17 protein-coding genes are annotated in these 19,283 nt (G+C 40.3%); 9 read left to right on the forward strand and 8 right to left on the reverse strand.

The genetic code is table 11. From position 1 onward, the window contains the following. Position 1: 1 nt before the first annotated feature. Complete coding sequence (locus F935_RS18785; protein WP_005036254.1) at positions 2 to 160, forward strand: hypothetical protein; 159 nt, start codon at positions 2 to 4, stop codon at positions 158 to 160. 124 nt (positions 161 to 284) lie between these two features. Here the strand turns inward: F935_RS18785 and omp38 are convergent, their stop codons facing one another. Beyond that, positions 285 to 1,343, reverse strand: coding sequence for an outer membrane protein Omp38 (gene omp38, locus F935_RS00790; protein WP_016137162.1), 1,059 nt, complete (start codon positions 1,341 to 1,343; stop codon positions 285 to 287). Positions 1,344 to 1,722: 379 nt separating this feature from the next. Here omp38 and F935_RS00795 point away from each other — a divergent pair, with 379 nt between their 5' ends. The 3 genes from F935_RS00795 to F935_RS00805 all read left to right on the forward strand — a co-directional run bounded on the left by F935_RS00795 (position 1,723) and on the right by F935_RS00805 (position 4,098). Next, on the forward strand, positions 1,723 to 2,238 hold the full coding sequence (locus tag F935_RS00795; protein WP_016137163.1) for a GspH/FimT family pseudopilin: 516 nt from the start codon (positions 1,723 to 1,725) through the stop codon (positions 2,236 to 2,238). Positions 2,239 to 2,346: 108 nt separating this feature from the next. Then, a complete protein-coding gene (locus F935_RS00800) occupies positions 2,347 to 3,522 on the forward strand; it encodes a thiolase family protein (protein WP_016137164.1) in 1,176 nt (391 codons plus the stop codon). Positions 3,523 to 3,654: 132 nt separating this feature from the next. Continuing rightward, a complete protein-coding gene (locus F935_RS00805) occupies positions 3,655 to 4,098 on the forward strand; it encodes a VOC family protein (protein ID WP_016137165.1) in 444 nt (147 codons plus the stop codon). Positions 4,099 to 4,151: 53 nt separating this feature from the next. On the opposite strand, the gene F935_RS00810 is transcribed toward F935_RS00805, so the two are convergent. The 5 genes from F935_RS00810 to F935_RS00830 form a co-directional block, all read right to left on the reverse strand. After that, positions 4,152 to 4,637 (reverse strand): DUF934 domain-containing protein, encoded by a 486-nt coding sequence (locus tag F935_RS00810; protein ID WP_016137166.1) that lies wholly within the window; start codon positions 4,635 to 4,637, stop codon positions 4,152 to 4,154. Then, on the reverse strand, positions 4,630 to 6,273 hold the full coding sequence (locus F935_RS00815; protein ID WP_016137167.1) for a nitrite/sulfite reductase: 1,644 nt from the start codon (positions 6,271 to 6,273) through the stop codon (positions 4,630 to 4,632). Before F935_RS00815 ends, F935_RS00810 begins: the two co-directional genes overlap by 8 nt. A gap of 166 nt (positions 6,274 to 6,439) precedes the next feature. Beyond that, a complete protein-coding gene (locus F935_RS00820) occupies positions 6,440 to 8,845 on the reverse strand; it encodes a glucose/quinate/shikimate family membrane-bound PQQ-dependent dehydrogenase (RefSeq protein ID WP_016137168.1) in 2,406 nt (801 codons plus the stop codon). A gap of 173 nt (positions 8,846 to 9,018) precedes the next feature. Further along, positions 9,019 to 10,251, reverse strand: coding sequence for a carbohydrate porin (locus F935_RS00825; protein WP_080645501.1), 1,233 nt, complete (start codon positions 10,249 to 10,251; stop codon positions 9,019 to 9,021). A gap of 155 nt (positions 10,252 to 10,406) precedes the next feature. Continuing rightward, complete coding sequence (locus tag F935_RS00830) at positions 10,407 to 11,525, reverse strand: CaiB/BaiF CoA transferase family protein (RefSeq protein WP_016137170.1); 1,119 nt, start codon at positions 11,523 to 11,525, stop codon at positions 10,407 to 10,409. Between the two features lie 210 nt (positions 11,526 to 11,735). On the opposite strand from F935_RS00830, the gene F935_RS00835 reads away from it, so the two are divergent. From F935_RS00835 to F935_RS00855, 5 genes are all read left to right on the forward strand, one after another. After that, positions 11,736 to 12,746: an AraC family transcriptional regulator gene (locus tag F935_RS00835; RefSeq protein ID WP_004789200.1), complete on the forward strand. Its 1,011-nt coding sequence runs from the start codon at positions 11,736 to 11,738 to the stop codon at positions 12,744 to 12,746. 170 nt (positions 12,747 to 12,916) lie between these two features. Continuing rightward, entirely contained in the window at positions 12,917 to 14,122 is a 1,206-nt protein-coding gene (locus F935_RS00840) for an acetyl-CoA C-acetyltransferase (RefSeq protein WP_016137171.1), read from the forward strand. A gap of 18 nt (positions 14,123 to 14,140) precedes the next feature. Next, the gene (locus F935_RS00845) at positions 14,141 to 16,276 is read left to right on the forward strand and encodes a 3-hydroxyacyl-CoA dehydrogenase NAD-binding domain-containing protein (protein WP_016137172.1); all 2,136 of its coding nucleotides are present in this window, start codon (positions 14,141 to 14,143) and stop codon (positions 16,274 to 16,276) included. A gap of 164 nt (positions 16,277 to 16,440) precedes the next feature. After that, a complete protein-coding gene (locus tag F935_RS00850; protein WP_016137173.1) occupies positions 16,441 to 16,698 on the forward strand; it encodes a hypothetical protein in 258 nt (85 codons plus the stop codon). A gap of 15 nt (positions 16,699 to 16,713) precedes the next feature. Beyond that, positions 16,714 to 17,574 (forward strand): patatin-like phospholipase family protein, encoded by an 861-nt coding sequence (locus F935_RS00855; protein ID WP_035365929.1) that lies wholly within the window; start codon positions 16,714 to 16,716, stop codon positions 17,572 to 17,574. Between the two features lie 29 nt (positions 17,575 to 17,603). Here F935_RS00855 and F935_RS00860 read toward each other — a convergent pair whose 3' ends face one another. Together F935_RS00860 and F935_RS00865 are read right to left on the reverse strand one after the other, a co-directional pair. Continuing rightward, the gene (locus F935_RS00860; RefSeq protein WP_016137175.1) at positions 17,604 to 18,023 is read right to left on the reverse strand and encodes a GNAT family N-acetyltransferase; all 420 of its coding nucleotides are present in this window, start codon (positions 18,021 to 18,023) and stop codon (positions 17,604 to 17,606) included. 12 nt (positions 18,024 to 18,035) lie between these two features. After that, entirely contained in the window at positions 18,036 to 19,247 is a 1,212-nt protein-coding gene (locus F935_RS00865) for a class I SAM-dependent methyltransferase (RefSeq protein ID WP_016137176.1), read from the reverse strand. Positions 19,248 to 19,283 lie beyond the last annotated feature (36 nt).

Below are 19,283 nucleotides of genomic sequence, written 5' to 3' on the forward strand. Positions count from 1 at the left end.
CATGAAAATTAAAGAAATGTCAAAAATCAAAGTCCGTAATCAGGTTGCTCTTTCCCCTTTACTTCACAAAGGTGGGATGCATGAAACAGAAAAGCCTCGTGCGCAACATCGTAGAGATAGACAAGATACTAAACAGCAATTGAGAAAAGGTGATTGGTAAATAATTTAGACCAAGATCGAAAGTAATTATTATTAAGGAGACATAGAAATGATTAAATATTTTAAAAATCGCCATAAAAAAAGCGACTCTAACGAGTCGCTTTTTTACTGTTCAAGAACTCAAATTATTGAGCTGCTGCAGGAGCTGCCGCTTCTTGACCAGGTTGAACAACTACAGTACGGCTACCAGTGATTGTCGCGAATACACGACGGTTCATAGCACGGCCTTCTTTAGTTTTGTTGTCAGCAATCGGTTGATCCCAAGCGAAACCTTGAGTAGACAAACGAGATGCATCAACGTTGTATTCGTTTACAAGAGCTGATTTAACAGAGTTAGCACGAGCTAAAGATAAACGTTCGTTTAACTTACGTGGACCAGTGTTATCTGTGTGACCTTCGATACGTGCAGTAGCGTTAGGGTATTCAGTTAACTTCTCAGCAACTTTAGCGATTTCTGGCTTGTATTGGTCTTTGATGTTTGATTTGTTAGTATCAAAGAACACACGAAGTTCCATGTTAAGGTCTTCAGTTAACTCTTGTGGTTGTGGAGCAACTGGAGTTGGTTCAACTGGAGCAACTTCTACTACAGGAGCAGCAGGCTTCAAGTGACCACCAAGAACTACGTTTAAACCAGCAAGAGCTGTATAGTTCCAGAATTTTTCGTCAAAGTTATAAGTACCACGAGCTTCTGTACGAAGAGATAAAGCATCGTTTAAGCGCCAGAAAGCACCAAAACCAGCATTACCTAAAGTACCTTCTTCATCGTTATGGTACGCAAGATCAGGAATCTCGTATTTGTAGTGACCAGCACCTAACAATACGTATGGCTTGATTTTGCTGTCATAGTTTTTAGTGATTAAATCAGAAGTAACATAGAAGTTACCGTTGATTTGTTTTTGTTTGTATTCAGCGCCAGCTGCAAGGCCGTTTACATCACCTTTAACTTGGTTATATTCAGCTTCGAAACCTAACCATGGCGTTAACTCAATACCAAGAGCAGCACCAACGAATAAATCGTCTTGTAGTTCAGGTCCGTTAGTTAACTCGCCATCTTTACCGCCATTGTTGTGTTGAGTGTCTTGGAAAGTGTAACCAAGCAATAATGGTGTAACAGTTACGCCAGCATTAGCAGCAGCTAAAGGTGCAGCGACAAGCATAGCAAGTGCAATACGACTCAATTTCATGGATATCCTCCAGAGATAACAATTGTTGTTCAAGCTCAGCCTAAATTTATTGGCCCCTGAGATATTTTCACCCCAGTATTATTTTTAAGCTATTCACATTTGAATCATACAAACACTTGATAGACTTTCCAAGTGCTTGATAATTTTAATCAAGTAAATTATTGACAAAATTACTTACAATTTCCGTTGTAATTCGGTAATTTTTTACTCAACTAGTAAATATGAACAACTTCTGTGTTTCGCTCAGGGTGATTTTACCAGTATTCTAGCGTCCTGATAACCTTTATTTAATTTTGTGTTTCCTCATTATAAAAATCCATATAAATCATTGATAGAACGCATAAAATCAAAACACTTCTTTATATATTAAGGAATTTTAATGTTTAAATCTCTCGGTTTCACATTGATGGAACTCACTGTAACGCTCGCAATTCTTATGATTATGTTCACCCTAGCCGTTCCTTTATATCATCAATTGATGGCTTCGTTAGAATTAAAAAACACGCCTCGACTACTGACAATTCATATACAAAAAGCCAAATACGACGCAATTCTGCGACATAAGAGTGTCGTACTTTGCCCAAGTGTTGATTTAACGCTATGTAATAGTAATTGGGATACAAGCCTTATAAGCTTTGTAGACAAAAATCATAATCTACAAAGAGAAAGCGATGAGGAAATATTGACCAATTTTGAGCTTAATCATCGTTATGGTTCTTTAAAATTTCAAAAATTCGGTAAAAAAATAAACAGTATCGTATTTCAGGGCGACACTGGATTGCCACGTGAGTCTAATGGCAGTTTTACGTATTGTTCTTATGATCAGCTTAAAAACTTTAAATTAGTTCTCAGCAAAATGGGGCATATTCGTTTAGAAGACCTTAAAAATTGTTAGAACTCTACAGTCTAATGCAGAAGATATTTCTCTGTGTTTTTTGCAATATACTGCCTAGGTTTTAAACATTTCTTATTTTGAGATTAAGAATAACCGGAGATTACAACAATGACTGACATCGTAATTATTAATGGTGCTCGTACTGCTATGGGTGGTTTTCAAGGAGCATTATCAGGACTTACAGCGCCTGAATTAGGTGCTGTAACCATTAAAGAAGCAATCGCAAGAGCAGGTTTACAACCTACTGATGTCGAAGAAGTCATTATGGGCTGTGTTCTTCCTGCTGGCTTAAAACAGGGTCCTGCTCGTCAAGCAATGCGTAAAGCAGGCTTACCTGACTCTACAGGCGCTGTAACTATTAATAAGCTTTGTGGTTCTGGCATGAAAGCAGTAATGCAAGCAACCGATATGATTAAAGCAGGCAGTGCAGAAATTGTTGTTGCTGGCGGTATGGAGTCTATGACAAACGCGCCTTATGTTTTACCAAAAGCACGCGCTGGCTACCGTATGGGCCATGGTGAAATTAAGGATCATATGTTTCTTGATGGACTTGAAGACGCAGAAACTGGTCGTTTAATGGGCTCTTTTGCCCAAGATATGGCAAATACTCGTGGCTATACACGCGAGCAAATGGATGACTTTGCGATTCGCTCTTTGAAACGGGCTCAAACAGCAATTACCGAAGGTTATTTCAAAGATGAAATTGTTTCGGTTACCGTACCTAGTCGCAAAGGTGATGTTGTTGTTGATCAAGATGAACAACCCTTAAATGCAAAGATCGACAAAATTCCTTCGCTTAAACCAGCTTTTGCAAAAGACGGTACAATTACCGCAGCAAACGCAAGCTCTATTTCAGATGGTGCATCTGCATTAGTATTAACTTCAAGTGAAGTTGCAGCTCAACGTGGTTTACAGCCACTTGCGAAAATTATTGCGACAGCTTCAAACTCTCAGCATCCTTCAGAATTTACAATTGCCCCTGTTGGTGCCATAGAGAAAGTTCTAAAAAAAGCAGGTTGGAATGCTCAAGATGTCGACCTATGGGAAATTAACGAAGCTTTTGCCATGGTTACCATGTGCCCAATTGATGATTTCAAACTTGATGCTGAAAAAGTGAATATCAATGGCGGTGCTTGTGCACTAGGTCATCCAGTAGGTTCAACAGGTTCTCGTATTATTCTTACGCTGATTCATGCGCTAAAACGTACTGGCGGCAAAAAAGGTATTGCGGCGCTTTGTATTGGCGGTGGTGAAGCAACAGCCGTTGCGATTGAACTTATTTAATTAAAATTAATTATTTTTAAAATCCCACTTCGGCGGGATTTTTTTTATGAAAAAACTACAAAAAATGACCCACAAAATCACTTTTAAGTTTTAACTTATTCTTTTAAACGAAAACAACAATGGACAATAACAATGCAACTCAATCACTATCTCAACTTTCAAGGTCAGGCAGAGCAAGCCTTTAATTTTTATAAATCAGTTTTTGGCGGAGAGTTTGCCATGTTGAGTCGCTATGGTGATATGCCACCTACAGAAGGTGTGACATTATCTGAAGCGAATAAAAATCTGGTTCTTCACGTATCTCTGCCAATTAATGAATACACTGTACTTATGGCATCAGATACAAATGATCAATTCTGTGCGCCTAACAGTGTTTTTACCCAAGGCAATAATCACTACATCGCAATTAATCTTGAAAAGGACGAGCAAGAAAAAGCTAAACAACTTTTTGATGCATTGTCTGTTAACGGTCAAATTGAAATGCCTCTAGAAAAAACGTTCTGGGGAGCATTATACGGAGCGTTTACCGATCAATTTGGTATAAAGTGGATGGTTAACTGCCAACTTGATACATAATTTTCAATATAAAAAAATCCCGCAAATTGCGGGATTTTTTATTTCAGGATTTATTAAGCACCTGTTTGATAACTTGCTTCTGGCACACCAGTTGAAGCTTGATACGGATTGGTAAAGTCTTGCAAACCTGCCGCAGCTTCTTGTACGTCTTTGCCTTCTTTCACGACAAAACTATCAAAACCAGAACGCTTTAAGTAGTTCAAGACATCCTTAAACACATCACCTGCTGCACGTAACTCACCTTGGAAACCTTGGCGGCGTAATAGTGCAGCAAATGAGTAACCTCGGCCATCACCGAAACCCGCAAACTCAATGAAAATTGCATCAAGCTCATTTAATGGGAAAGTATGATTTTCAGGTGAATCATTCACAGTCACATACAAAGCTTTTTTGCCTTGAACGTTAGCTAATTGGTCAAGTTGAGCCGTTGTTACCACAACGTCACCTTGAGGAACTACACCATCTTCAGCAATGATTTGATAAGTATTATCTGCAATCGTGCCATCTTTATAAAGCACAGGTAGAGCTGTATTAAGCATATGCACGCTCCTTAAATGGTTGAATTCCTACGCGGCGATATGTATCAACAAAACGCTCACCTTCCGTACGTAAATCAAGATAAGTATTTAATACTTCCTCAATTACATCAGGCACAACATCTGCTGCAAATGATGGCCCTAAGATGTCACCGATTGATGCATCATGGTCTGAATTACCACCTAATGTAATTTGGTAAAATTCAGCGCCTTTTTTATCTACACCTAAAATACCGATGTTACCTACGTGGTGGTGACCACAAGCATTCATACAACCAGAAATATTTAGATCTAAATGACCAAGATCATAAACTTTGTCTAAGTCATCAAAACGGCGTGTAATTGCTTCAGCAATTGGAATTGATTTCGCATTTGCAAGTGAACAGAAATCACCGCCCGGACAACTAATAATATCGGTAATAAAACCAATATGTGCACGTGCCATATTTTGCTGTTCAAGCGCTTGCCATACATCGAACAAATCTTTTTGAGGTACATCTGCCAAAGCAATGTTTTGTTCGTGAGTCGTACGAAGTTCACCGAATGTATATTTATCAGCAAGGTCTGCAATAAAGTTCATTTCTTCGGTGGTCATATCACCCGGTGCGATACCTGCACGTTTTAGAGAAATCGTAACAATACGATAGCCCTTCACTTTATGCGCATGTGTGTTGATATTGAACCATTGCTTGAATTTTGGATGCTCAGCAAATAAAGCAGTGAAGTCTTCATCTGCCAAATCTTGATAGTCAAATGGAATGAACTCTTCATCCAGTTTTTTCAAGATTTCTGGCTGAATTCTTAATGATTCACGTGTATGTTCAAATTCAGCTTCAACTTTCTGTGCAAATACTTCAGGAGTTAATGCTTTAACTAGAATTTTGATACGCGCTTTATATTTGTTATCACGACGACCATGCAAGTTATAAACACGTAAAACAGCTTCTAAGTAAGCAATTAAATCTTCACGCGGTAAAAACTCGCGAATAACGCTACCAATGATTGGGGTACGGCCTAAACCACCACCAGCCATAATTTTATAGCCGATTTCACCCGCTTCATTACGCACAATATAAACACCAATATCGTGAAATGCAGTTGCCGCACGGTCTTTTTCTTCAAGTGCAGAAACGGCGATTTTGAACTTACGTGGTAAAAATGCAAATTCAGGGTGGAATGTACTCCACTGACGAATCAATTCACATGTTGGACGTGGGTCTGCAATTTCACCAGCAACCACACCTGCATATTGGTCAGTCGTTGTGTTACGAATACAGTTACCACTGGTTTGAATGGCATGCATTTGTACAGTTGCAAGTTCAGCCAAAATATCTGGTACATCTTCAAGTGCAGGCCAGTTCAACTGGATGTTTTGACGTGTAGATACGTGTGCATAACCACGGTCATAAGCAGTTGAAACTTCAGCAACTTTACGTAATTGCTTAGAATTCATTAAGCCATACGGCACAGCAATACGCAGCATAGGCGCATAGCGTTGCACATATAAACCATTTTGCAAACGTAACGGACGATATTCATCTTCAGAAAGTTTGCCAGCTAAATAGCGTTCAGTCTGATCACGGAACTGAGCAACTCGTTCATTAACCAGCTGCTGGTCGAAATCGGTATATAAATACATGGCGTATGGCTAGTAGATTCATTATTAAGGCAGATAGCATAGCGAGCTTTCATTCATCAATAAAATGCTTTTTTTGCATATTTAATAACGGTTTTATTGATAAGCTTTAATATAAATAGATATAAAAAAAGCCCGGATAAATCCAGGCCCTTTCTATAGAAGCTTTTTATTTGTTATCTGGTAAGGCATAGGCTACTAAATAGTCGCCCATTTTGGTACCAAATGAACCATGACCACCGGCCATAATCACAACATATTGCTTACCATTAATTTCATAAGTCATTGGTGTTGCTTGTCCACCTGCTGGTAAACGTGCTTCCCAAAGTTTCTTACCATTAGTAACGTTAAACGCACGTAAGTAGTTATCTTGAGTTGCACCAACAAACATGACATTACCGGCAGTAGAAATTGAACCACCTAAACCAGGCACACCAATTTTCACAGCTGGTAACTGGAACAAGTTCGGTAAGCTGTCACGAATTGTACCAATACGTTTTTTCCATACTACTTCATGGGTTTTCAAATCTACGCCAGCTACATATCCCCAAGCTGGTTGTTTACAAGGTAAACCAAGCGGAGATAAGAATGCGCTAATTTCAACACCATAAGGCACGCCGTACATCGGTTGTACACCCTGCTCAGTTCCCGCACCTTTTGCAGTTTGTGCACGGTTTGGATCAGCAGGAATTAAACGACTGACGAATGGCAAACCAATCGGGTTCATTACAGCAACCTGACGGTCAGGGTTAACTGACATACCGCCCCATTCAAACACACCTAAGTTACCAGGGAAAACTAAAGTACCGTTTTCAGATGGTGGAGTATAAATACCATCGTAATTTAGACGTTTGAAAGATACACGACACATGAGCTGATCAAGCATAGTGGCACCCCACATGTCTTTATCAGTCAATTTATCTTGTGGAGCTAAGTTCAAGTCAGAGAATGGCTGAGTTTTTGAATAATGCTCGCCTTTAGTTTGTGGTCCACGTTTAACTGTTTGTGGAACTGGTTTCTCAGTTACAGGAACAATTGGTTGACCATTACGACGATCAAGAACAAAGGCATTACCTGTTTTCGTCAATACATAGATTGCAGGAACAGTTTGGCCAGCTTTGTTTTTGATATCAGCTAAAGATGGTTGTGATGGTACGTCCATATCCCATAAGTCATGGTGGGTTGTCTGGAAGTTCCACACTAATTTACCAGTTGAAGCATTAATCGCTAACATTGAGTTTGCATAACGCTCTTTCAACTCGGTTCGGTCGCCACCCCAGATATCTGGAGTACCTACACCTGTTGGAACATAAACGATATCAAGTTTGGCATCGTATGCTAAAGGTGCCCACGCATTTGGTGAGTTATGAACGAAATTCGTACCTTCACCCGGCATTGCGTTTGGATCTGCTGCACCAGTATCAAATACCCAAAGGAGTTTACCAGTGTTAACGTCGTAGCCACGAATTACACCTGATGGCTCTTTATTTGAGTAGTTATCTGTTACCGAACCGGCAATAACAACAGTTGAACCAGTCACGATACCAGGAGATGTTGGGTTGTAACCACCTGGGTAAGCATATGGCATAAACTCTTGCAAGTTCACTTCACCATTTTTACCAAAGTCAGTACATGCTTTACCAGTGTCAGCATTCACCGCAACTAAACGGCCATCATTCACTGGAACAAAGACTTTACGCGGACATTGTGTAGAGTCAGATTTCTTGCCTTGAAGACTCGTTGCAAACTCAGTTGTGTTGTTTGCATCGTAGTACATCACACCACGACAAGTTAAATGCTGGAACGATTTATCCGTTTTAAGCTTCGGATCAAAACGCCATTTTTCTTTACCTGTAGCCGGATCAATTGAAATTAATTGTTGATGAGCTGTACAGATAAACATGTTATTACCGATTTTAATCGGTGTAACCTGATTGGTCGTTTCGCCAGAGTCATTACCCGTTTTAAGATCGCCAGTACGTAAAGTCCAAGCAACTTTCAAATCTTTTACGTTTTGATCATTAATCTGTTTTAACGGAGAATAACGTACACCAGCTTGAGTACGACCATAAGCTGGCCAGTCACTCTCTGCTACACCAGGCACTGCTTGAGCAGTTTCTGGTTGAGGTGTCTTGATCTCACCATTAATTTCTTGCGGATCATTGAAAATCGAATAGACCATCAACAAGATTGCAATTGCTAGAGTTGAAGATAAGGCAACTTTACTTGATCCAAGGTTGCTGATTCCACGAGTTACGGCTGGAACCAATAACCATAAACCAAGAATACCTAAAATATCTAAACGAGGTGCAAGCGCCCAGAAGTCTGTTCCAACTTCCCAGACACCCCAAATAATGGTACCCAGCATTAAAGCAGCGTACGCCCACAATGCTGTAGATGCGCGCTTATAGAGTTGCCATGCAACAATCAGGAGTAATACACCAGCAATAATATAGTAAATTGAACCGCCTAATGTAGCGAGCCAAATACCTCCAATTAACAGGAATAACGCTAATAACCCAATAATAATTACGGTAAAAGTCGTTAAACCTGATCTTGAAGTAGGTTGAGTCATAAACCACCTCTTATCAATCATCATTTTTATCGGAAAGATAGGCCAAGCTTTGAATCAAAAATCGGCCTATCGATACATCTAAAACAAAACTCAGGCATAAAGAAAAAACGGAAGGTCAGGATCATTCAATCAATGATTTGGCCCTCGACAATCCGTTTTCAGAGTAATTACGCTTAGAATGCAGTTGAGAATTTAATACCGCCTACCCAAGTGTTATCACCATTTTTTAATGCACCAACATGACGAACATATTGCACATTTGGACGGATAGTCAGCCAGTTTGTCGCATGAATACCGTAGTAAAGCTCGGTATTGTATTCAGTGTCGTATTCTTTATTTTGGACATCGTTCCAATCATCGTTGATATGGATACGCGCAACACCTAATGCCAACTCATCTTGAGGACGTTGATTGAGCAAACCTTTATAGACTAAGCCTACATTTTGCATGTTATCAATTTTGTTGGTATCAGAGTCGTGGAACGTCAGGTTCACAAATCCAGTCAAACCACGGTCTGTTTGATCAGCAGGCTGGAATAATTTTTGTTTTGCAGTTACCCATACACCTTGCTTATGAGATGTTTGAGCCTTATTTGTAATTTCTTCGGCATCAGCAGTGCTGTAGTAATACCCTAAACGGTATTCACCAGCCATACTTTGAGCGCCTAATTTAGGTGACCAAACCACTTCGGCAGGAATAATTGCCCCATGTGAACCATCAGTGCTTAGGTTAAAACCTTTGCCTCGGTCCAGATTTTCTGGGTTATATTCATATACACCAACTTGGGTATATAAGTCGGGTTGCAAGTTATATTTAACACGCATAGCCCATTGGCTGACTGGCCAGTTATACCACTGTTCACCAACCCAGTTACCCACTTGCGAACCACAAAGCGCCAAGTTCTGGAAATCACAGTCAAAACTATTAAAGTCCTCACCTTCACCAAAACGACCGACTTTCACGTCTAACTTCTGGTCAAGAAATTTTTTCTTGATCCACAAATCGGTTAAACGCCAAGTTTGCTCACGCCCCCACACTTCTTGTGCAGAACTTAAATGTCCCGCTAAAGCTGGTGAATGTTCAGAAAGTGATTGCCCATCACGATAAGTTAATGTGATTTGAGCTTCAGTATCTTGCCACCCTAAAATTTTGTTTAAATCAAAATGAGTTCCTAGAGCAAGTTGCCCCGTATAAGCACTACCATGCGTAGATGTATTTTTTGAATCTAAAATACCGGCATATTCACCGGTATATCCAAAAGAAAAATCATAACCTTGTGCTTGTAACGCGGTGCGTTGACCGTTCCAATCACCCAACATCCATGGACTATTTGGGTCGAATGCAGCAGCAGCTTGTGCGTGCTGTATGAAAAGAGTAATTGATAAAACGGATAAACAGGAAGCCATCAAGGATTTATGTGTTTTCATGTTTACATACCTTTTATGTCTTTGTTTATAAAGGGTACGCTAATTTTATGTAAAGAAATTATTCAAAATGTTAATCAATTGATTAATCTAATAATAATCTTAATACACATTGTCTATGAAATGGCCTCAGCTCTTTACCATTGTCCTTCACCAAGTTTTTGACCTATAAAGGAATATCTCATTTTTGATCTTGAAAACTTAATTGGGCAAGCCAACTGTGGTTCTGTATCGGCTGTATTATTCTGCAAAGGAACATCCACAATCCATCCACGTTGTTGTGCTAAGGGCGAGTTTAATGACTCAGTGAGACTTAAGACTGGTTCTACACACACATCAAGATTTGCAAATATTTCATGCCACTCTTTAAATGTTCTGCTTTTAATTTTTTCTTGAATGGCTTGTTTAACTTCTTGTCGATCTTCGGCATCTAATGAAGCACCTTTTTGTAATAATAAAGGCAGATCAAGAGCGATTGATAAACCTGACATAAATTGTGGTTCAAGACTACCAATTGAAAGATAACGACCATCTTGGGTCATATAGTAATCATAGAAAATGCCACCATTAAGCATGCCATGTTCTGGGGCCTGCTCGACCTGTGCAGCAAGTGTGGCTGATGCAGCCATACTATTTAAGCTAGCAACACAATCGGTCATGGAAATATCAATATATTGCCCTAGCCCACTACGCCCGCGTTCAACCACCGCCGCTAAAATAGCAATAACTGCATGAAGTGAACCACCTGCAATATCTGCAACTTGAATACCCAGCGGTGGCGGGCCACTGTCTTGTCGGCCGCTATACCCAGCAATACCAGCTAAGGCTAAATAGTTAATGTCATGCCCTGCTCGGTCTTTATAGGTTCCAGTTTGCCCATAACCTGTAATTGAACAGTAAATTAAACGTGGGTTAATTTCTGCAAGCGTTGAGTAGTCTAATCCTAGACGGCGCATGACATCAGGTCGAAACTGCTCTATGACAATATCAAACTCAGAGATTTTGGCTTTAATGAGATCAATACTCGCTGGATCTTTTAAATCGAGAACAATCGACTGCTTATTTCGGTTTAGATAACTATGTGCGGTTGCTTGCCCATTTGCATAGGGCGGCATGATCCGAATTAAATCTGGACGCGATGGAGATTCGATATGGATGACTTCTGCCCCCATATCAGCTAAGTACATTGTGGCAAAAGGTCCGGGTAAGAGTGTCGAGAAATCGAGAACTTTAAGTCCATTTAATGCTGTCGTCATCGTTTTTTTAACCACTATTATTCATATTTTCTTTTATATTAGTTAAGCAAATATTCTAAAACAATGTCATGTTCAGCCATTTACCTTGATCATTTCGGCAATTTAACATGTAAAAAGTGCTTTTACTATGTTGTAAATAGCCAATTTATTTTTTTAGACGGTCATTTAGGTCAATTTAAAGTGAACATCAAAGAGACTGAAGGATTCAATATGAGTCGCGATACGATTAGCATCCACTTCGTCAATGCGGCTTTGACAGGCGTAAAGCGCCTTGGCATGGATGTTGAAATGCTCCTTTCACATGTGGGCATTGAAGCGGAATTATTACGTCAACCTAAAGCTCGAATCTCACCAGAACAATACACTCGTTTTATAAAAATGTTGTGGATGGTCACACAGGATGAACACGTTGGATTTGACGTACAACCACGTCGTCTGGGCACTTTTGCCATTATGTGTCAGTTGATTATTCACGCAAAAACATTGGGCCAAGCCCTTGAACTGTCATCTCAATTTTACAAATTATTTGGCGATGAATGGTCTGTCAGCCTAGAACGTGACAAGCATGAAGCACGTCTAGTTCCGCTCATTCCAAAAACTTTAGATCCAGATCATTTCATTACCGAAAGTATGCTAATGATCTGGCACGGTCTGGCATCATGGTTAATTGAACGCCGTTTGCCATTAGAGCGTGTTCATTTTAGCTACCCACGTCCTGCACATGCAGATGAATATGATGCATTGTTTTTTGCACCAGTCATGCAGTTTGATGCACCGCGTACTGAAATAACTTTTGCGGCTGATTATCTTGATTTGCCAATCCGTCAAGATGAAAAAACGCTAGAAGAATTCTTAAAAGCAGCGCCTGCTCAGCTTTTAGTAAAATTCAAAAATACCAACTCGCTAACTTCTCGTATTCGTGAAGTGCTCAAAAGCCAGATTGGTGAAGAAATGCCAACGCTTAATGACGTTGCATCAATGTTGTATTTATCTCCTCAAACCTTACGTCGCCGCTTGGCTGCCGAAGGTAAAAGCTATCAAGGCGTAAAAGATGCCTTACGTCGAGATGCGGCAATTCACTTGTTACTCAACCCTGAATTAACACTTGAAGACGTTGCTCAACAAGTTGGATTTAGTGAAACCAGTACGTTCCACCGCGCATTTAAAAAGTGGACGGGTGTTACCCCTGGCCTATATCGCCAGTTACACGGTTACCACTAATTCTTCAATCTCTTTAGTTTCACATTTAGCCCAAGTTCAACTTGGGCTTTTTTATATTTCTATTGGCAAAAATCATCACCTGACTGGTGCGCTTATCGTCATTGCACTCGCTATTAAAACCAGTACACTCAAAACACAAATAAATTTTAAGCAATAAAAAAGGAACTGTTATGAGCGAGGCTTATATTATTGATGCCATTCGCACACCACGCGGAAAAGGAAAAAAAGACGGCTCTCTTTATGAAGTAAAACCAATTACCTTACTCACCACTTTATTAAATGAATTACAGCAGCGCCATCAACTCGATACGTCTAAAGTGGACGACATTGTTTTAGGCTGTGTAACACCTATTGGTGATCAAGGCGGTGATATTGCCAAAACAGCAGCGATTGCAGCGGGTTGGAATGATGATGTTGCTGGGGTTCAAATCAATCGCTTTTGTGCTTCAGGTTTAGAAGCAGTCAACATGGCAGCAATGAAAGTCCGCTCAGGCTGGGAAGATTTAGTGGTTGCTGGTGGCGTTGAATCAATGTCACGCATTCCAATGGGGTCCGATGGCGGACCATGGGCGTTAGACCCTGAAACAAACCTTAAGTCATCCTTTGTTCCACAAGGTATTGGGGCCGACCTCATTGCAACCTTAGATGGTTATAGTCGTGAAGATGTTGATAATTTCGCTGTGAAGTCACAACAAAAAGCGGCAGCAGCTCAATCAAATGGTTATTTCAATCACTCAGTTGTGCCAGTAAAAGATCACGTAGGTGTGGTGATTTTAGATAAAGATGAGTTTATCAAAGGTAACACCACACTCGAAGGTCTAACAAAGCTCAACCCAAGTTTTGAAATGATGGGGCAAATGGGCTTTGATGCAATCGCTTTGCAAAAATATCCGGAAGCACAAAAAATAATTCATGTTCATCACGCAGGTAACTCATCCGGCATTGTCGATGGAGCAGCTGTAGTTTTATTGGCTTCTGAAAAAGCAGTAAAAGAACAAAATTTAAAACCACGCGCTAAAGTTTTGGCGACTGCACTAGTCGGCACAGATCCAACCATCATGCTAACAGGCCCTGCTCCTGCTGCACGTAAAGCTTTAGAAAAAGCCGGCCTAACGATTGATGATATTGACCTATTTGAAGTCAATGAAGCCTTTGCAGCTGTTGTAATGCGTTTTATTAACGAGCTCAACGTCCCTGCTGAAAAAGTCAACGTAAATGGTGGTGCGATTGCTTTAGGCCATCCATTAGGAGCAACAGGTGCCATGATTTTAGGCACACTACTTGATGAGCTTGAACGACAAGATAAAAAGCGCGGTTTAGCGACGCTCTGTGTTGGTGGTGGGATGGGTATTGCCACCATTATTGAACGCGTATAAAAATTAGGGATATAAAAGATGAGTGCAATTCAATACGAAAAAAATGCCGACAATATTGTCATTTTAACGCTTGATTCAACAGGTCAATCTGCAAACACCATGAATGCCGAGTTTCGTGACTCGCTCGATGAAGCAACACAAAAACTTAAAGCAGAAACAGAACTTTCAGGTGTTATTTTCCGCTCAGCAAAAAAAACTTTCTTTGCAGGTGGTGATCTAGATGAGCTGATTCAAGTTCAGCCTGAACATGCGACTGACTTTTTTAATATGGTTGAAAAGTTAAAAGGTCATTTACGTACAATTGAAACACTAGGAATTCCAGTTGTTGCAGCATTAAATGGCACTGCGCTTGGGGGTGGTTGGGAAATCGCATTAAGTTGCCATCACCGTATTGCGATTAATGACCCAAAAAGCAAATTTGGTCTACCAGAAGTCACTTTAGGTTTGCTACCAGGCGGCGGCGGTATTGTACGCATGGTACGTCTACTTGGGCTTCAAAATGCATTTCCTTTCCTAATGGAAGGCAAGCAGTTCCGTGTTGATAAAGCAAAATCTTTAGGTTTAATTCACGATACTGCCCAAAATGAACAAGAGCTTTTAGATAAAGCAATTGCTTGGATCAAAGCTAATCCAAAATCTCAACAGCCTTTTGATGTGAAGGGTTATAAAATCCCGGGCGGTGATCCCAAAACTCCAGCAGTTGCACAAATTCTTGCCATTGCACCAGCTATGTTAAGAGACAAAACCAAAGGTTGCTACCCTGCTCCTGAAGCGATTATGGCTGCCGCAGTTGAAGGCGCTCAAGTCGATGTCGATACTGCACTGCGTATCGAGTCTCGCTACTTTACTCAGCTTACAACAGGCCAAATTTCTAAAAATATGATCGGCACTTTCTGGCATGGTCTAAATGCAATTAAGTCTGGTGCGAGCCGCCCTGCCGACGTTGCAAAATGGCAAGCGACTAAAGTTGGTGTGTTGGGTGCTGGCATGATGGGGGCTGGTATTGCCTATTCAACCGCAATTAAAGGCATTCCTGTTGTACTTAAAGATGTATCTGTTGAAAATGCAGAGAAAGGCAAAGCTTACTCACAAAAGCTTCTTGATAAACGTGTTTCACAAGGCCGCATGACCGCAGAAAAACGTGATCAGGTTTTATCACTAATTACGGCTTCAGCTTCAGTTCAAGATCTTCAAGGCTGTGACTTAATTATTGAAGCGGTATTTGAAAACCAAGAGCTCAAAGCTAAAGTCACTCAAGAAGCTGAACAATATTTAGCGCCTAATGGTGTAATGGCATCAAATACATCAACCCTGCCAATTACGGGTTTAGCTCAAGCAAGTAAGGATGATAAAGCTTTTATCGGTCTGCACTTCTTTAGCCCTGTCGACAAAATGCAGTTGGTTGAGATTATTAAAGGTAAAAATACCTCCGCAGAGACACTTGCCAAAGCTTATGACTTTGTACAACAAATTGGAAAAACACCGATTGTTGTTAATGATAGCCGTGGTTTCTTTACGAGTCGTGTGTTTGGTACGTTCATTCAAGAAGGTATGCGCTTGCTTGCAGAAGGCGTCCACCCAGCGCGCATTGAAATGGCTGCACTGAAAGCAGGCATGCCTGTTGGGCCACTTGCGATTCAAGATGAAGTGTCTTTAACCTTAACCGAACATGTTGCCAGTGAGGCCCGTAAAGCTCTGCAAGCTGAAGGAAAAGATTTACCTAAAACTTCTGTAGATGAAGTGGTTCACACCATGATTCATGAGTTAAACCGTAAAGGTAAGGCGGCTGGTGCAGGTTTCTATGAATATCCAGAAAATGGCAAAAAGCACCTTTGGGAAGGCTTGAACCGCTGGGAAAAAGATCATGATATTTCTGAACAAGACATGATTGATCGCATTCTGTTTGTACAAGCCTTAGATACCTTACGTTGTTATGAAGAAGGCGTATTGGAGTCTGTGATTGATGCCAATGTCGGTTCTATTTTTGGGATTGGTTATGCACCTTGGACGGGTGGAGCAATTCAATTCCTAAATCAATACGGCACTGATAAAGCACAAAAACGAGCTGAAGAATTAGCTGCCAAATATGGTGAACGCTTTACACCTCCAACTTTGCTAAAAACCAAAGCTGAGCAGAAACAAAATATTCAATAATTTAGTCGTATTGAATATTTAAAAACTGCATAAACCTTACCCATATAAATATATTTTATTTATATGGGTTTTTCTTTATGACCTTTAAGATTTCAGCCTCACGCCTAAATATGCTATAAATAGACTTCATTTTTGTGCTTCTACAGCACATTCGAGAAATCCTTATGTCCGATAAAAATTCTTCCGAGTCAGCAGTTTTAGGCTGGAAATTTGTTCTGATCGTTGGTGTTTTAAGTGCGATTTTCCTTGGCTTTTTCTATTTAGCGATGAGTAATGAACCTGACTATATGCCAGGTGCACAGCGCAAAGCACAACAAGAGCAAATGCAGCAAAAAGCTGAACACTCTACAGAGCAACACGCTCAACATAGTGACGACATGCCTGAAATGGATATGCAAGAACATAAGCAATCAACTCAGTAATCAGATATTTTTCACATGACAGATTTTTCCCGCAACGCACTGGTTGTAGAGGGTGGAGGCATGCGTGGTGCCTTTACCAGTGGTGTACTTGACGCGTTTTTACAACAACAGTTCAATCCTTTCAATTTATACGTTGGCGTATCGTCTGGCTCGACCAATGTGGCCAACTACTTAGCTGGTCAACAAGGTCGTACGTTAACCTTTTATATTGATCACTCACTTCGTCCTGAATTTATCGATTACAAACGCTTCTTTAAAGGCGGTGATTTACTCGATTTAGAATGGATGTGGGAAGTTGGTGAAAAAGAACATCCTCTTGATCAGCAAAGCCTTTTTGCCAAAAATCCAGATTTTTATATGGTGTTAACGCATGCAAAAACAGGTCATGCAGAATATCTTCGTGCGGGTAAAGATAATTTACTAAATGCACTTCGTGCTTCTAGCTCAATTCCAGTTTTAACGCGTCATCCCGTCGATATTATGGGTGAACCTTATTTTGATGGTGGTGTTGCAGATGCTCTACCCGTTCGCTGGACGGCTCAGCAAAGTGACGTAAAAAAACTATTGGTTTTACGCACTCGCCCGAAAAATTACTTTAAGGCAAGTAGCCGAGGTGATCAATTCCTCGCGAAATATGCGTTTAAACATCACTATGGTTTTGCAAACAGCTTACGTAGCCGTTGTGCTCGTTATAACGCTTCAGTCGATTTTGTCCGTGGTCAAAACCCAGAACAGCAAATTTTAGAAGTTTGCCCACCGCCACTTAAAAATATGGCTGGTCGTTTAAGCACCAATCCTAAAAAGCTTCGTTACAGCTATGAAGTCGGTTTAGAAACAGGGCTACAAGCCATCGAAAGCTGGAATGCAATGAAATAAATCCAAATTGAGATTTCTAAAAAGAAGTCTCAATTTAACTCTAAAACCATATCAATATGTGGAATACCACAGTCTTCGTAAACTTCACCTTGCACATGAAAACCTAGAGCTTCGTAAAAAGCAGTCACATACGTTTGTGCTGAAAGCTTTAAAAAAGGCAGTTTCTGATGGCGCGCATATTCAATAATATGCTGCATTAAAATTTTACCAATACCCTGCTTTCGATAAGGCACTAAAACAGCAACACGCCCCACGCTATGCTGTGGCAACAAACGTGCTGTAGCGATAGGCTGTTCTTTGTCATAAACAATAAAATGCAAAACTGTGGCATCCAAATCGTCCCATTCATCTTCAGGCGCAATTCCCTGCTCTTGAATAAAGACTTGTTCACGGATGTATTTCGCATCTTGCTCAAGCTGTTCCCAACTACCCGCTATAATTCTCAACATCCGTTCACCGCCCTAGCACTTGCAGCCAATATTTTCGATTGGTAGCTGGTCTTGTAATAACAATTCAAGACTTTGTTTTTCAATTCCATACATCGCTTTGAGTGCTTGAATTTGTGCCATAATTTTGGCATCAGGCTGTGAAACGTTTTTGCGTTTCGTAGCCAAAATCATTTTATTTTTGCTGGTATGTTCAAGCGATACAAACTCAAAAACTTTAGTTTCATAGCCATACGCTTTTAAAAGTAACGCACGTAAAGTGTCAGTCAGCATCTCAGCTTGTTGCCCCGCATGAATACCAAACTGTAGCATTGGCTGTAACACTTCTGGACTTTGTAATTGTGGGCGTAACTCTTTGTGACAACACGGCGCGCACATAATCATCGAAGCGTTTAAACGAATTCCAGTGTGAATGGCAAAGTCAGTCGCAATATCACATGCGTGTAAGGCAATCATAACGTCTAGTTTTTCTGGTTGATAACTACGTACGTCACCTTCAAAAAAGTCTAGATGGTTAAAATGCACTTTGTCTGCAACATTCTGGCAAAACTCAACCAGATTCGGGCGCAATTCAACACCAGTAATCAATGGGGTTTTCTGCTGCTCTTGCAAATAATCATACAAAGCAAAAGTTAAATAACCTTTCCCCGAACCAAAATCGACAATGCGTAGTTCTTGCTGAGATGCATCAATTTGCTCATAAGCACTCGCAAAAATTTCAATAAATTTATTAATCTGTTTCCATTTACGCGCCATGCTTGGAATGATTTGGCCTTTTTCATCGGTAATACCAAGCTCTTTTAAAAATGCATTGCCCTGCTGTACATAGCGTTGCTTTTCACGATCATGAGTCTGAACCGTTTGCGTCGCATTTACCGTATGCTTTTTACCCATATTTAATAGCGCTTTTTTCTTATTTTTCTTGAGTTGAATTTCTTGATTAGTCGAAAATAAGTTCGCTTGCTTACACTGTATGATTAACTGCTCAATCTGCTGCAAACCATCTTCGAATGAATAGTTTTTGGTCACATCTTGGGTAGTATAATGATATAAAGCTGAAATCTGTTTTTGCCCATGTAACTCTACAACACGGAAAGTGATTTTTTCCAGTTGTTCCAACTCTCCCTTATATTGGCTCAAGATCAAACGCTCAAAAGTTTGTTGATCAAGCATTTGCTTAATTTCATGGAAGAATTGCTGTTCTTGCTCAAAGGAAAAAACCGACACGGATATACCTAAAAATGAAGACTCATATAAGATAGA

Source organism: Acinetobacter calcoaceticus ANC 3811 (genome assembly GCF_000399665.1).
Classification (GTDB): domain Bacteria; phylum Pseudomonadota; class Gammaproteobacteria; order Pseudomonadales; family Moraxellaceae; genus Acinetobacter; species Acinetobacter calcoaceticus_B.